This window comes from Sunxiuqinia dokdonensis, assembly GCF_001270965.1.
GTDB lineage: Bacteria > Bacteroidota > Bacteroidia > Bacteroidales > Prolixibacteraceae > Sunxiuqinia > Sunxiuqinia dokdonensis.
On record NZ_LGIA01000046.1, the window covers coordinates 16,881 to 32,540 of the forward strand.

The 15,660-nt window shown below is 45.0% G+C and carries 10 protein-coding genes; all 10 read right to left on the minus strand.

The genetic code is table 11. From position 1 onward, the window contains the following. Positions 1-3: 3 nt before the first annotated feature. Positions 4-1,380, minus strand: coding sequence for a sulfatase family protein (locus NC99_RS05005; protein WP_053180491.1), 1,377 nt, complete (start codon positions 1,378-1,380; stop codon positions 4-6). 87 nt (positions 1,381-1,467) lie between these two features. Next, entirely contained in the window at positions 1,468-3,021 is a 1,554-nt protein-coding gene (locus tag NC99_RS05010; protein WP_053180493.1) for a sulfatase, read from the minus strand. A gap of 42 nt (positions 3,022-3,063) precedes the next feature. Next, positions 3,064-4,503: a sulfatase-like hydrolase/transferase gene (locus tag NC99_RS05015; protein WP_157624466.1), complete on the minus strand. Its 1,440-nt coding sequence runs from the start codon at positions 4,501-4,503 to the stop codon at positions 3,064-3,066. A gap of 34 nt (positions 4,504-4,537) precedes the next feature. After that, the gene (locus NC99_RS05020) at positions 4,538-6,379 is read right to left on the minus strand and encodes a glycoside hydrolase family 2 protein (protein ID WP_204374901.1); all 1,842 of its coding nucleotides are present in this window, start codon (positions 6,377-6,379) and stop codon (positions 4,538-4,540) included. 251 nt (positions 6,380-6,630) lie between these two features. After that, positions 6,631-8,097 (minus strand): RagB/SusD family nutrient uptake outer membrane protein, encoded by a 1,467-nt coding sequence (locus NC99_RS05025; protein WP_053180497.1) that lies wholly within the window; start codon positions 8,095-8,097, stop codon positions 6,631-6,633. An 18-nt stretch (positions 8,098-8,115) separates the two neighbouring features. Further along, a complete protein-coding gene (locus NC99_RS05030; protein WP_162231145.1) occupies positions 8,116-11,439 on the minus strand; it encodes a SusC/RagA family TonB-linked outer membrane protein in 3,324 nt (1,107 codons plus the stop codon). A 195-nt stretch (positions 11,440-11,634) separates the two neighbouring features. Next, positions 11,635-12,585: a FecR family protein gene (locus NC99_RS05035; RefSeq protein WP_053180502.1), complete on the minus strand. Its 951-nt coding sequence runs from the start codon at positions 12,583-12,585 to the stop codon at positions 11,635-11,637. Between the two features lie 162 nt (positions 12,586-12,747). Beyond that, complete coding sequence (locus NC99_RS05040; RefSeq protein WP_053180505.1) at positions 12,748-13,350, minus strand: RNA polymerase sigma-70 factor; 603 nt, start codon at positions 13,348-13,350, stop codon at positions 12,748-12,750. Between the two features lie 108 nt (positions 13,351-13,458). Beyond that, positions 13,459-14,913: a sulfatase family protein gene (locus NC99_RS05045; protein WP_053180507.1), complete on the minus strand. Its 1,455-nt coding sequence runs from the start codon at positions 14,911-14,913 to the stop codon at positions 13,459-13,461. Between the two features lie 427 nt (positions 14,914-15,340). Beyond that, positions 15,341-15,660 (minus strand): alpha-L-rhamnosidase C-terminal domain-containing protein (locus NC99_RS22050; RefSeq protein WP_162231146.1); only part of this gene is annotated, 320 nt, incomplete at its 5' end.

Below are 15,660 nucleotides of genomic sequence, written 5' to 3' on the forward strand. Positions count from 1 at the left end.
TCTTTAGCGAATGCCGAGTTCATGAGGCGTTGGGCCGGAAATCGGATAGGGAGTTTCAAAAAGCGCCCGGGTATCTCCCTGCTCATTCATCCACTCCTCCAGCAGTTGGTGCATTTCTTGAATTTGCTCCTGGTGTTCATCGCTGCCAATCAGGTTGTTCTGTTCGGTTGGATCAGTTTCCAGATCATAAAATTCCTCCGCCGGACGAACGTAATACCTCTGAATAATCGCTGCTGCTGCCGGATCGGTCTTGGCTGCTTCATCCCACGAATCCCAATAAGCCCCGGCCCTTGGTTTTCTCAGAATATCGGAATGGTTGGAATGATAGTTCTCCGGATAAAGATTAAGTATGAACTTGAAGCGATCGCCACGGACACTTCGGATGGGATATACGTTCATTCTTCCATCGCCACTGTGGGTGGTAAAAATATATTCGCGAAACTTATCCTTCTTGCCTTCCAACACTTTTATAAACGATTGTCCATCCAAATCACCAGAGACTTTTGTCCCGGCAATTTCAAGCAAAGTTGGAAAAATATCGACCCAACTCACCATCGCATCGGTTCGTGTATCAGGCTTGATGTGTCCCGGCCACGCCACCACCAGCGGCACTTTGGTTCCGGCATCGTACAAATTCCACTTCGCAAAAGGCCATTGCGCACCGTGATCGCTCGAAAAGATAAAAACAAAATTGTCGCCAAAACGCTCGCGAGCAAGTTCATAAATTCTCCCAACCTCCTGATCAATACCAGTGATATCGGAATAATACATGGCGCGGTGCTCACGCGTTTCTTCGGTGTCAATCAGAAAATCAGGGACATTGATTTCTTCCGGTTCATAAAGCAGTTGGTCGGTCCAAAGCACATGTGGCCGACGATCACCCACCAAAAGTGCTATCGGGCCATCTTCGGCCCTGTGATCAAGATAATCTGTCACATTTTCGGTCAGTCCGTTCATTTTTCCACTATAGAAATCAAAGCCACACGTCTGGTTCTCTTGCCCATGGGCCACTTTCCCAAAAGCAGCTACCTCGTATCCAATTTCCTGAAGGTCCTTGTGCAACAAAGGAAACTTTGGATCGGGATAGGTATGATTTGCCTCTGCCCCCGTGCGTGCGGGCATCAGACCGGTAAGCAAAGCGGCTCTGCTCGGAGCACAAGCCGGAGAAGCAATAAAAGCTTTGTTGAACACCAACCCCTGTTCGGCTATTTTTTTCAAATTCGGAGTTTGAACCTGTGTCGCAGGATTATACAGCGGGGTATCCATCCACCCCATGTCATCGGTTATGTAAAACACGATATTGGGCTGCTCTTTCTGTTGCCCCCAGCCACACAGATACGCGGATAAGCCCAAGGTTATCAAACAAGTTTTTCTTACCATACTATGCAAATCTTATCACCACAAACAATGATATTGATTGCATCTTTCTCCTTATCAAAGAGAAAGATGCAATCAAATATTCTTCAACTAATTTCGCCCTTTACGATATTGCCTTTTCGCTTCGGGATGCGTCGCCAGTATCGCTTTTAATTCTTCGGCCACTTTTTTATTCTCATTATAGATATTCTTGGTTTCCAGCGGATCATTCAAATAATCGTACAACTCATACCCTTTCTCTGCTTCAGGATCATTCATATTGGTCCATTCAACCAACCGGTAGCGGTCGGTTCGGATGGCACAGCCCAAATGTCCGCCTTTTGGGAAAGCATGATAAGCATGATCCCTCACCCTCGTTTCAGTATTTTTCAGAACAGGAACCATGCTTGTTCCATCGATTGGCTGAGGCGCTTCCGGTTTTTTCAATCCGGCCAACTCAGCCAGGGTTGGGTAAATATCAACGGTCTCAGCCAACTGGCCGGTGACCGTATTCGGTTTGGCAACACCAGGTGCCACCATGATCATCGGAATAATATTGGCTTGTTCGTAGTTGGTGTGCTTGGTCCAGTAGCCATGATCGCCCAAATGCCAGCCATGATCGCCCCAAAGGACGATAATGGTATTCTCAAGCATGTTCAAACGCTCCAATTCATCCATCACCCGGCCAAGCTGTGCATCCATGTAGCTCATTGAAGCATAATAACCATGAATCAACTTTCTGGTCAACGAATCAGCATAAACATACTGGCCCGCAGGAATAGGTTTAAACTGATCTATTTCACCCCCTCTTTTTGTGGCATATCGGGGAGCTCCTTCGGGGTCTTTCTCATACTCCGGCATGGGCAGTTCCTCCGGATTATACATGTCCCAATATTTTTTTGGTGCACTGAAAGGCAAGTGCGGACGAGCGAATCCAACGGCCATGAAAAACGGTTGTTCCGGATTTTTTTTCAGTTCACGCAAACGGTCGATGGCGTGCCTGGCCACGCGTCCGTCGGCATAGGCATCATCCACCACATCGGGCGACTCCCAAGCTGCTCCCCGGGGTAAATCCCGGTTTGGTGGAAAATCCTCAAAATACATGGGAGTATTCTCAAAGTAGGCTTCCTCACGGGTAAGCTCCCGGTTGGTACTCTCGGGAACCAAATATTCAATGACCTTTTCCTTGTGGTGAGGGACGCTCCACGATGCTTCATCGTTGGTGTTGCCATGTCCGATATGAAAAACCTTTCCCATCGATTCGGCATGATATCCGGCATTCATGAAATGTTGCGGCAGGGTGACCGCGTCGGGATAGGCATCGCGGAACTCGGTTCCAAAATTGTAAAGTCCGGTACTTGTTGACCGGGCACCCAGCATGATGTTGTAGCGCGAGGCCATACAAACCGCCTGGTTGCAAAAAGCTTTATTAAAGCGTACTCCCCTGCTTGCCAGTTTGTCAATATTGGGGCTCACGGCAACCGGATCGCCATAACAACCTAAATTAGGTTTTAAATCGTCAACCAAAAACAAAACCACATTCTTGCGATTTTCATTTGATTGAGACATGGCCTGCTGCCCGTGCCCAACACTCAAACTACAAAGCAAAACTGCAGCGCCAAGTGGCGTTTTGCTTTTAAACGAAAAATTTTTCAACGAATTCATAATACGATGTTTTGAGGATCTGTTCAATCCTAATTTTCAGTTTCAATTTACCGACTGCGCCTCATATTTGGTTTTATCCACATCGTGCGGATAATGCTTGTACCAATCGGTCAACTGCTTTTTTAATTTTCCAGTGATCTCCGGCATTTTCTCAGCCAGATTCTTTGATTCTCCGACATCCTGCATTAAGTTGTAAAGCTGGACATTCGTCCCATCAACATCCATCAACAGTTTGTAGTCGCCTGATCGAATCGCCAAATCCGGGTTATTCTCTCCATTGTAGCCCGGCCGATCGGGTGGTCGAATCCAGAACAGCGGTTTGTCGCGAAGAATTTCCTGCTCTCCCTTCAGAACTTTCAGCATACTTTGCCCGTCGTATTCTACTTCCGGATCAGGATTGGCTCCAGCCAGTTCCATAAATGTAAGTGGCAGGTCGATGGCTGCAAGCACGGTCTTTTCATTGACGGTTCCAGCCTCTTGCTGATCAATTTCAGCTGGCCACCAAACGATAAAAGGCTCGCGAATGCCACCATCATACAAATAGGTTTTGTACCCGCGCAGTTCCCCGGCTTTATTAACTGCCATATCAGGTCCATTATCGCTGGTAAAAACAACCAGGGTGTTTTTATGCAAATCCGGATCATTTCTGAGAAATTCAAACAAACGGCCCATTTGACGGTCCATTTCGTGCATCACCCCAAAAAACCGGGATTTGGTACTTAAATCGCCCCGCAAAGCAAGCGGTGGTTCCAATGGGGTGTGAATATCATCGGGCCACAAATTGATGTAGAAAGGTTTTCCGGCTGCTTGCGCATTTTTTATAGCCTCGAAAGTCCGGTCAACAAAAATCTCGGTGAAATTTTCCCGTTTGGCCCAATGGACTTCTCCTTTACCAAGCGCTGCCGACTGTTTTTCGAGCCCGCGGGTGCTGTCTGGCAAATTAAGGGTTTCGTAGGTCGCCAGGTAACGTTCGCCCAAGCCTTCGAACTGGGTGACCGATTCATCAAATCCATATTCGGTGATCATGGGAACATCAGATACATCACGTCCACCTCCCATATGCCATTTACCAATGTGAGCCGTATAATAACCGGCGGCTTTTAAGTTCCGGGCCACCGAAGGCGCCAAAGGGTTCAGGCAATGATTCATGCCACGCTCTTTGTTGTCAGTTCTTCCGCTAATATAAGAGGTGACTCCCCAGCGGGACGGGTATTGACCCGTTGTAATGGCCACCCGTGAGGGAGAGCAAATGGGCGAATTCACATAGAATTGACTAAAACGTATTCCTTCCTGAGCCAATCGATCAATATTTGGCGTATGAACCTCTTTGTTCCCATAACAACCCAAATCTCCATAACCCATGTCATCAATAAAAATCAGTATAATATTGACTTTCTCCTGGGCGTAGCTGTAAAGACCACTCAAAGCCAAAATTAAAAGTAGAACAAATTTATTCGCATTACTTATCCAATACTTACGCATATTAAGATTTTCAAAATGGTTTCAATTGTTATTTTTATTCCTCGAACAAGACCGAATGAATGTTTCGCAAGGTATCCACAGGAATCTTAATAACTTCTCGGTCGTATGTGATCAGTCCATTTACTTCGCCCTCCACATCGGTTGTCTGGGTATATACAGCAGCCGACAAGCCTTTACTTTTTTTCATTTCAACGATTTGGTCAAATTTGTATTGATAGTTCTTCAAAAGTTCGTCAGCCGAATGGTAGGTTTGATAGCCCCAGTTACGCATATTCGGATTCCACAAGTGACCATCGATTGGGTAACCAATACCGCCATATTCGCCAATTACAGAAGCCCGGTCGAGCGAAGTTGCCGGAACATGAACTTCGGTTTGGTACGTGTGGATATCGTAAATATCACCACACGGTCGAAGCGCCCAGCCACTCACGGCATTCACCAGGCGAGTAGGATCCAAAGCCTTGACCTGATCCGAAATCCTACAAGTGGCATACTGTCCCCAGCCTTCGTTAAAGGGAACCCAAATAACGATGGATGGTGAATTATAATGCAGATCAATCATGCGTCGCAGTTCCCACTCAAACTGTGCAGCATCGGCTGACCGCTGATTCAAATCATCGCCATGACGCGAAACGTGCTGCACCCGTGCAGGGCGTTCCTGGCCGTCTTCAGGTAAAATGACCATACCCGAAGGCATATCCTGCCAGACTAAAATTCCCAGCTGATCGCAATGATAATACCAACGATCAGGCTCAACCTTGATGTGCTTACGGATCATGTTGAAACCCATATCTTTGGTCAGCTGGATGTCATATTTCATCGCTTCGTCAGAAGGAGGCGTGTGCAAGCCATCGGGCCACCATCCCTGATCCAAGGTTCCGTAGTGGAAAAGTGGTTCGTTGTTTAAAAACAAATATTGATTGCCATTCAAGTCGCCCAGGCTGATTTTACGCATGCCAAAATAGCTGGACACTTCGTCCAATATCTCCCCGTCAGCGTTCGTCAAGGTCAACTTTAAATCATACAGAAAAGGATGATCCGGTGACCATAACTCGGGTGCTTCAATTTTAATGTCCATATTGCGATCTGCCACGACTTCGCCTGAAGCTATCTCCTTTCCGTCTTTCAACACCGTAGCAGTTACCATATATTCCGGTTTCAGTGGTTTGTTGAGCATAGGAATAATTGATACTGACTCCGAATCAATGTCGGGTGTAATTTTAGCTTCAGCCAGAAAAGCTTCCGACGAAACCGCTTCGAGCCAAACGGTTTGCCAAATACCGCTGACCGGTGTGTACCAAATTCCCTGTTGCGGCATTTGCTGTTTGCCCCGGGGCTGCACCCCAAAGCTGGATGGATCGTCAACGCAAACAATAATCTCCTGCTGTCCTTTATTTTTCAGATATTTGGTAATATCGAACGAAAAGCGATCGTAAGCGCCCTTGTGCGAACCAACCAACGCACCATTCACCCAGACCGAAGCGGCATAATCCACTGCTTCGAAATTAAGCAGGATACTTTTCCCCTGCCAACCGGCCGGCACTGAAAAAGACCGTTTATACCACAACCGATCATCAGGCATGACTGATTTACCAACACCTGACAAAGCTGATTCGACAGAAAAAGGAACGAGAATTTTCCCTCGAAACTTTTGTGGTAAAGCTTGCTCTCTTTTCTGTATCGTAAAATCCCACAACCCATTCAGGTTTTGCCAGTTTTCGCGTTCGAACTGAGGCCGGGGATATTCATTCCAGACCTGATCCGGAGTAATTTCTGATGCCCACCGGGTCATCATCTTTCCTTGCACAGGCGTCCATTGCTGAGCGCTTGATAAAAGTCCCAAGAGGATAAATAAGCTAACGATGATACTTTTCATTTTGATTTAGTTTAGGTTTTCAATAAAATGAAGTCAAACGGTCTCCAAAGAGTTCGTCTGTCGATAATACTACAAAATTGAAGCACAAATTACTCAGTGCTTTCCCCTTTAAAGTCGCACGAGACTATAGCTACGGCTTTAATTTGTCGAAAACACCCGCCGTGTGCTAATCGTCCAATATCCAAATTTGATTAAGAAACAGGGCCATCAACACGTTTGTGGAGAAGGTCCTGTTTCACACTGCAATCCTACTAGTACCCTGGATTTTGCTCACAAAGCGGATTGGCGTTAATCTCGGTTTGTGGAATCGGGAACAGTTTATGATGCTCGTCAGCAATTGTAATTCCTCTGGCCTTCGCCGAGCTGATAAACTTGCCATGACGCAGCAAATCTTGTCTTCTTACTTTTTCAGCATATAATTCCCAGCCTCTTTCATCCAAAATGCGGTCGCGTAATGTTTCTTTGGTGTAATCGCCAAGAACCAGTGGTGTCGTCAAACCGGCACGATCGCGAACTTCCTGAATCAGATCCAATGCTTCCTGCGTTGGTCCATTCAATTCATTCAAAGCTTCGGCTCGGGACAGCAGGATATCGGCATAGCGAATAACGGCAATGTCATTTCCATGGCTGTTGCCAACGGCATCCGGATCCGGAACATACTTAAATGAGCGTGTGTTGTTATTGTTGAGCAACGAAACCGTATTGCCTGCGGTATTGATATATTCAGAGATGATCAATGCTCTCCGTTCATCAGCCGGATCAAAAGAGTTATAGAAAGAATCCATTACTCTGTCCATTCTGGCCCAATTCCGCATATTCTCTTTAAAAACGATCGAACCATCGACAGTACTTTTAAATTGAGGAGGGAAGGCACCATTCATAAACTCGTTGCCGGGCCCCTGCGTACTGCACGGATATACCCAAACAAACTCCTTCTGCCTGGTTTCATTATCAACTGTAAACAAGGTGGTATAATCGGGCCATAATTCGTATTCATTCAGATCCATCAGATCCTTGGCGGCATCAGCACATTTTTGCCACTGCATGGTATTCAGGTAAAATTTTGTCAGGTATCCCAAAGCGGCTCCCCTTGTTGCCCGGCCGTACTGATATCCTGGCGTATCTCGGGCTGGAAGCACTGAGGATACATCCGAGAACTCTTTTTCCAAAAAAGTTTGCATTTCGGCATCAGTTGCACGAGCCATGGCCAAATCACCGGTTGTCGACAAACGCAATGGCACCGGCCCCCACATGGTATAAAGAATATAATATGCAGAGGCTCTTACAAAACGAGCCTCTGCCACCAATCTTTCTTTTGTTGCATCATCAATAGGCGACTGGTCTATGTTCTCCAATACAAGGTTGCAATTTCGGACCGAATAATAACAGTTGTTCCACAAACCGGTCCAGTGCGTCGGATAGGATGCATCCCAGGTAAAAGCCAGCATGACCGTGGCCTGAAGGTTTACCGCGCCGCCGGTTTCCCAAAAATGGTCACAGGTCCATTCTTCCTGAAACCAGATGTTACCACCAAAGTTATCGGTAATCTGGGCATCACGGTATGCGCCAAAAAGAACGCGTTCAACACCGTTTGCAGAATTAAACAGCGCTCCGGGATCAAGTTGTGAGAATACATCTTCGTTCAGTTGTTCTTCACAGCTGGAAAACATCATTGACGTGACCAGCAAAACGGCTGATATATAATATTTCAATTTCATAACATAAACAGATTAAGATTAAAAACCGAGTTCTACGCCTAAGGTATAAGTTCTATAAACAGGATATGAATTAAAATCGATCTTCAAGCTACTGTCCCCATTGGAGTTAGTAGTCGGATCTTGTCCTGAATAATTCGTGATGGTATATAAGTTTTGACCACTTACATACACACTTATCCGATCAAATACCCGCTTGGTTTTCAGCGGCACCTGATAGCTCAACTGTGCGGTTTGAAGCCGGATATAAGACGCATCCTCAACCGTCAGGTCACTGACTGCCTTGTTGCCCTGCCCTGCCGGATTGACAAACGATGGATATTCGTTTGAAGGATTTGTTTCAGTCCAACGATTCAGGTATGGCTCGGCCATTCTGTTTCGCCGGTGACTTACCGGATAATACGTTTCAACTTTTGAGTTATTCAACATATCAACACCGGTAGCTGCATCAATAAAAACATTCAACTGAAAGTTCTTGTATTCCAGAGCATTTGTCATACCCATTGTAAAAGAAGGAAATGATTTTCCAAGGATAACACGGTCGTTGGTGTTGACAACATCATCGCCATTGATGTCTACAAATTTCACATCGCCTGGCTTCACGGGATCTTTGGTTCCCGAGGCGTCAATCTCTTCCTGCGATTGCCATATTCCGTCTGTCCTGTACCCATAAAATGAGTCGAGCGTTTCTCCCTCTCTGATGATTGCAATTTGAGAAGTTGACTGGCCTGCGCCGGTATGAATAATTTCTGCAATATCACCTGTATCCGTCACTCGGTTGCGCAGGGTGCTGAAATTGAGGCTGGTATTCCACTTCAGTTTTCCCGTCAAATTCCGGGAGTCGACTGTAAACTCAAAACCACTGTTTTTGATGTTCCCAATGTTCGACATGATCGACGTAAAGCCTGTTGACGCCGGAACAGGCAGAGCAAACAGCATGTCAAAGGTATTCTTCTGGAAATAGTCCATAGAAACGGCGATTCGGTTTTCCAGAAAACCCATATCAAAGCCAAAATTGATCTGTTCGGTTGTTTCCCATTTAAGGTCGGGATTGGCAATGCGGGTCGGGGCAAAGGTCACATATGGTTCTCCGTCGAGAATAACCTGAGCTCCTTGTCCAAACGTAGTGATAGAAAGGAAATTACCAATATCCTGGTTGCCTGTTCGCCCAACACTTGCCCTAAATTTCAATGTATTGAAAACATTCAGGTTTTTTATAAAATCATGCTCGTGCATTTTCCAGGCGAAAGCACCCGACGGGAAATAGCCGTATTTACTGTTGGTCCCAAATCTTGAAGAACCATCAACCCGAAGCGTAGCAGTAAACAGGAACTTGTTTAACAAGTTATAATTTGCCCTTCCAATATAGGACAACAACTTGTTGTTGTTTTTCGAACTGTCCATCGTGTAGAGTGAAGAATTGGCCAGAGACATATTATCCGTTTTCGATTCGTCAACCGGAAAACCCTTGCCCGTACCTGAGAAATTTATATTGATAAATTTCTGGTAGGTGATCCCTCCCATGACCGTGAAGCTACTGTTGTTTTCCAGATCGCGGTGATAGGTTGTGGTGAATTCTCCCAGGTAATTGTTCCTGGTACCGGTCAAAACCGTTCCAATCCCTTCGTTTGCCCTTCCATCTTTGGTCAAACGCGAAACGTAGGTATCTCTCCGGCTGTTTCTGCTGTCGAAGCCAACATTTAGCTTCGCCGTCCAGCCTTTCATAAGCGTGTACTCGCCGAACACCGTTCCTAGCGTTCTGTAATTATCTGTCTCGCTGGTTTTACCATAAACAAGAGCCAACGGATTTTCAAGATTCATCCAGGAAACAACCTGATAATTCCCTGCATCGTCAAAAATACTGAGTGTCGGGTCATAGCCCCTTGCGGCATAAAGCGAACTTCCCTCTTCATTGGTGCTAAAGCCAATTGGAACAACATTGTCATGTGTATAAGAAGTTGAGAAGTTAATGCCAAAGGTCATTTTATCAGCTTGATGCTCGAGGTTAAACCTCGAATCATAGCGCTCATAACCAGAGGTGATCAACACGCCATCCTGATTAAAATAATTTAAGGATGCAAAGTACTTGGTCTTATCACTGCCACCAGTGAAAGACAAACTGTGGCTATGAATGACTGCGTTGCGAAGAAGTTCATCCTGCCAGTCGGTTCCGCCATCTTGAATCTCAGTCACCCGCTCGGCTTCCGACACATTGGACCCCGGAGTATCCAGTATTTCATTCAATATCCGCTGGTAGTCATCAGCTTTAAGAACCTCAATCATGTCCTTCGGTGTCTGAATTCCGGTGTATCCGCTATAGCTAACTCTTAGTGCCCCGGAGGTACCTTTTTTAGTGGTTACCAAAATGACACCGTTAGCTCCTCTGGCTCCGTAGATTGCTGTTGCCGATGCATCTTTTAAAATCTCAATAGACTCAATGTCGGCAGGATTGATGTTTGCCATCGGACTCCGCGGCACGCGTACACCGGGTATAGTTGTCCCGTTTCCGGAGATAACCTGGCTATTTTCAATAGGCAGTCCATCGATAACATACAAAGGACCAGCACCAGCATTAACCGAACCAGCCCCGCGAATTTGCACCGTTGTGCCACCTCCGGGTTCATTACTGGCCTGTGTAATTTGGACGCCTGCTGCTTTTCCTTGCAGCAGACCCGAAATGGTTTGCGTTACACCTTTATTCAAATCTTCTTTTCGGAATGAAGAAACAGAACCGGTCAAATCGCTTTTCCTCACCGTTCCGTATCCAATGGCCACCACTTCTTCCAATCCAATGGTGCTTTCCGTCATCACGACGTTAAAAGTTGATTGACTTCCAACCAAGAGCTCAACACTTTCCATCCCCACAAAGGAAAATAGAAGTGTTTGGTTTGAACCAACATTATTCAAGGTGAATTGACCATCCATGTCGGTAATTGTTCCTTGTGTGGTTCCTTTCACGACGACCGTGGCACCCGGAATAGCCTCTCCATCCGCATTGCTTACCGTGCCCCTAACCGTCCGGTTTTGCTGCATCTGAAAGTTGGCCTGATCGGCCGACAAGACAATCTGCCTGCCAATAACTTCGTAAGTAATTGGGGTGTCAGCCAGTACCTCATCCAAAATTTCCGTGACGTTCTTGTTGATAAATTCTGCTGAAACCTGAGCATCAACATCAATTTTTCCATTGTAGAAAAACCGATATTCACTTTGGTTTTCAATGTCCCTCAAAACGTCTTCAATGGTCGTGTTGTCGGCCACGACCGTTAATTTAGTCGATTGCGAATAGCCATTAGAGGCTAAACTTCCTAAAAATGTGACACATAAGAAAAGAATTGTTAGTCTCATTTTTCTAAAAATTTGGTAAAACAATGGTTTAAAGCCATCATTACATCGCTTTTTTTTCATAGTTTTGAAAATTGGTTTAATGAACTACTTGATTTAAACTATTTACAAAAGAGGTGGGAACCGCAACTTTCCTCCTCTTTTTCTTTTTCAACATTTCATTTAGGTTTTAGTCATTTTCATCACGTTTTAATGGTTTTATTTCTTTTCAATTTTTAATGTCCTGGTATTCTGATCGTAACTATATTCTAAGGGCATCGAACGGCGAATCAATTCCATCACCTCACTCAGGGTTTCCATCTCAATGGTTCCGGTAAACCAAAGATTTTTAATCTCATCGTTATCAACTTCAATTTTTACATTATACCAACGCTCCATGCGCTTGGCCACTTTTTCAAAAGGTTCGCGATAGAAAATCAGTTTTCCATCTTTCCACGACGTGAAAATTTCAGTTTCAACAGTTTGTATTTCAAGTCGATTATTTTCATTAACAAAAGCTTGTTCCCCCGGCTTTAGCGTAATCGACGTGCCGGCGCCGACACGAAGATTGACCGCGCCTGCAACCAGTGTGGTCTGAAAATCATCGTCAGTATAAGCTTTAACATTAAATGAAGTTCCAAGCACCTCTATCTCACCGTAGGCTGTGGAGACTATAAAAGGTTTTCGGCTTTTGATTACATCGAAATAGGCCTCCCCTTCGAGCTGAATGCTGCGCTGTCCCTTAAAATTGGAAGGATAACTCAGTTTCGACCCCGAGTTCAGCCAAACGAGTGAACCATCGGGCAAGGAAAATTTCGACTTTCCCCCGTAGGGTATGGAAATTTCCTGAACTTGCTGATCACTTGAAAACTTCTGAAAATGAACAAAATAGATACCACTTGAAATCAATAAGCCAAAAACAAAAGCTGCTGCAATCGATAAGGCTTTTTGATAAAGAATAGCTTTTTGCGACCGAACTGGCTTTATATTGACTGGCCTGATTCTGGATTTCAAACGATTCCACTGTTGTTCGACCTCAGGATTGTCTGCCTGAATTACTTTTTCCCGAAGTTCTTTCTGCTGCCCGATAAAAAACTGTTTGAAGGTTTCATCGACATGCATCTTTTGTAGCAAATCCTGTTCTTCTGCTGTCGACAATTTTCCTTGCATAAAGCGGAAAATCTGTTCTCTATAGGTCTGATAATTTTGCATTGAATTCTTGCCTTTCTATTGGTAATACAAGAAGACAAGCATTTTTACCAACCTACATCGGTATTTTTTTTCTAATTAAAATTGAAGTGAGTTTGAAAAAAGTGCCCCAAAGATCGAAAATCAGCAGCTACTCTTTTTGTTTTTCGATAAGTAAATAAAAAGCAATAATAAGCTCCGACTCAGTTGTTCCCGGGCTATAGTCATACCCTTAGCCAACTGTTTATCCACCATGGTCATGGAAATCTGCATTTCTTCGGCAATCTCCCGGTTTTTCTTTCCTTCAATCCATTTCATACGAAAAACGATCCCACACTTATCCGGCATTAGCTTGATAATTCGATTTAACTCGCGATGCAGTAAATCCTCCATGGAAACAAATGCGCCACTGGCTTCGAAACTCAAGTGGTGCAACTCTTCGGAAACAAGGCATGCCTGTTGATGTAGATATTTTTCTTCAACAATTCGATGCTTCAAGATATTTAAACACTTATTTTTTAGTACAGTAAAAATATAGCCCGGAATATTTCGCTCGCGTTCCAAAATGCTTTGGTCTTCCCAAAGTTGAAAAAACAAATCCTGAACAACATCATTGGCTTCGTCATCACTGTGAAGAAATGAGGCGGCATATCTCTTTAGCCGAGGATAATATAGCTTGAAAAGATCCTCAAAAATCCTCAGCCTTTCTTCTTGCCATCGTCCGATATTGTTACTATCCCAATTCATTTAAAAAACAATTTGCCGGCAACACATTTTATCGCTAAATAAGGACTTTTGAGCTTCGGCTATTTCTGTCTGTGCACAAATTTAGTTTAGCCAGTGCAGCAGGCATCGTTACTTAAAGATATAATGAATCACCGGCCCTTTTTCCTTTCTTTCGGGAGCTTGGTAAACTCCGGTTTCCTGATCACCCTGACGCTCCCGCCACGCATTCATTTCGGAACGGAACCTTTCCATTACTTCTTTGTAATTCTCATCCAATGCCAGGTTGTGCTGCTCATCCGGATCGTTCAAAACATCATACAATTCTTCAGCAGGGCGGTTGTGATACCGCCAGAGTACAGATGCTGCATGCTCCGCCTTAAACGACTCGTTGATCCAGGTTTCCCAGTATTCGCGTCCGCCGTCATGATCTTTGGCTTTATTCATATGGGTATTGTACTGGATTTCAGGAGCCAGGTTTAAAATGTATTTATAGCGCTTGCTGCGAATCATTCGCATCGGAGCCATGTTCATTGTCCCGTCGCCGGTATGGCTGGCATAAACCAGCTCATGCAGGTCATTGACTTTACCCTGTAGTAAGGGAACCAAACTTTTCCCATCCACCTGTTCTTCCTGATCGCCAGCATTGCCCCCGGCCAGATCAATGGCTGTTGGCACCAAATCAGTGAGCGAGACCAAGGCGTTCGTTTCGCTGCCGCCCTGCAAAGTGTTGGGCCATTTAATCAGCAAAGGGACACGAATCCCGTAATCATAGAGGTTCCACTTTCCAAAAGCCCACTGCGGCCCCTGATCGGCTGTGAAAATCACTATCGTATTATCCTGTAATCCGTACTTTTCCAAGCTATTCAAAAGCTTTCCGACATTACCATCCATCTTGCTAATGTCAGTGTAGTAACGCGCCCTTGACTTCCGGGTAGCTTCGGTATCAATATGGATGGAGGGAATATCCACTTCAGCTGCATCATATTCCGCTTTCTCCGGCCAAATCACATGCGGACTATGGTCATTCACAACCAACATAAAGGGTTCGCCTGTTTTCGAAGCATCTGACAACCACGCATCCACCGGCCCCATGTTCAGGTCGGTCCACAACACGCCTTTGTCTTCATAACCGGGCTCCGGCACATTCGTGTTGTGAATCATATCGAATGGATACGAACTCATGGGCCCGATATGCAGCTTCCCGGCAAGTCCAACCTGGTAGCCCGCCGTCTGAAGGTACTCAGGCAAGGTTTTTATCCCTGCTGCAATACCGGCATGGTTGGCATGTGCCCCATTCCGGAAAGGATACAAGCCGGTATGTATTGAAGCGCGCGATGGCGAGCAGGTAGGCGAACTCGCAAAAGCATTGGAGAACACAACAGATTCATCAGCCAGCTTGTCCAGATTGGGTGTTCTGACCACACGATTTCCATACGGTCCAATGTCGTTGGCTCCCAAATCATCGGCCACAAAAATGACGATGTTTGGATAAGCATCTTTAGGGGCAGGTGCAGACTTTAAGGTTACTGGCAGAATTAATGCCGATGCAATTTGTGAAGCAATTAAGGTCTTAGTTGGTTTCATCCTGATAAAATGTTGTTTTCGGGCAGGCAAGGTATCAAAAATACCTCGACACGCTATCCACCGACGAAATGTTTTTTTATCGCGGGACTCCTGGTCTATTTTTTTAATTGAAAAATACAGGTATGGACTAAGTTCCTTGAAAATTTTATTACTTATAACTCAGCAAACGAAAGCAACCTGAAACAAAAAGCAGTGCATTTTCAATCTGACAATTCGGGAGTTTGAAGGTTTTGAAAAGTTAGGTGTTTTGTTTTTAACAACATAAATTCATGGTTCGATTCCCGGAAGTTCCACTTTTCCAAAAAGCATTCAATAAAAAACTCCTGTAAGCATCACATTTACAGGAGTATTTAATTTGCTGAGTGCGTCTTTAAAGATTGGCAAGTACAGTAAGCACACATTTACCGTGGTAAAGGAGACTGAACCATTACCGACCGGTTAATTCAAACTTATAGCTTCCCGACTCCAACTTGACGATTAAACCATCAGCATCCATATGGACTTGCTGGATGCCGGAAACTCCCTTGACATAGTCTCCCTTTTCCCAAATGACTGTGCCGCCTTCTTTCAATTTCAAATTTTTTAAATCAAATGCTGGAAGGACAACCGTACCTGAAGTATTTGATGGAAGCGTTACGTCATATTCGAACGAACCTTCCGATTTTGTCCAGGATGAAATGACCTGGCCAGCAACGGTTTCCTGCGAAGCCTCAACACTTGTCAAGCCCATGGGAACTGAAGGGCGCA

What these genes read in the sequence shown, in the direction of transcription:
- NC99_RS05020 (WP_204374901.1), bottom strand. Translation starts at nt 6,379, where the DNA reads ATGAAAAGTATCATCGTTAGCTTATTTATCCTCTTGGGACTTTTATCA.
- NC99_RS05045 (WP_053180507.1), bottom strand. Translation starts at nt 14,913, where the DNA reads ATGAAACCAACTAAGACCTTAATTGCTTCACAAATTGCATCGGCATTA.
- NC99_RS05025 (WP_053180497.1), bottom strand. Translation starts at nt 8,097, where the DNA reads ATGAAATTGAAATATTATATATCAGCCGTTTTGCTGGTCACGTCAATG.
- NC99_RS05005 (WP_053180491.1), bottom strand. Translation starts at nt 1,380, where the DNA reads ATGGTAAGAAAAACTTGTTTGATAACCTTGGGCTTATCCGCGTATCTG.
- NC99_RS05040 (WP_053180505.1), bottom strand. Translation starts at nt 13,350, where the DNA reads ATGAATTGGGATAGTAACAATATCGGACGATGGCAAGAAGAAAGGCTG.
- NC99_RS05035 (WP_053180502.1), bottom strand. Translation starts at nt 12,585, where the DNA reads ATGCAAGGAAAATTGTCGACAGCAGAAGAACAGGATTTGCTACAAAAG.
- NC99_RS05015 (WP_157624466.1), bottom strand. Translation starts at nt 4,503, where the DNA reads ATGCGTAAGTATTGGATAAGTAATGCGAATAAATTTGTTCTACTTTTA.
- NC99_RS05010 (WP_053180493.1), bottom strand. Translation starts at nt 3,021, where the DNA reads ATGAATTCGTTGAAAAATTTTTCGTTTAAAAGCAAAACGCCACTTGGC.
- NC99_RS05030 (WP_162231145.1), bottom strand. Translation starts at nt 11,439, where the DNA reads ATGAGACTAACAATTCTTTTCTTATGTGTCACATTTTTAGGAAGTTTA.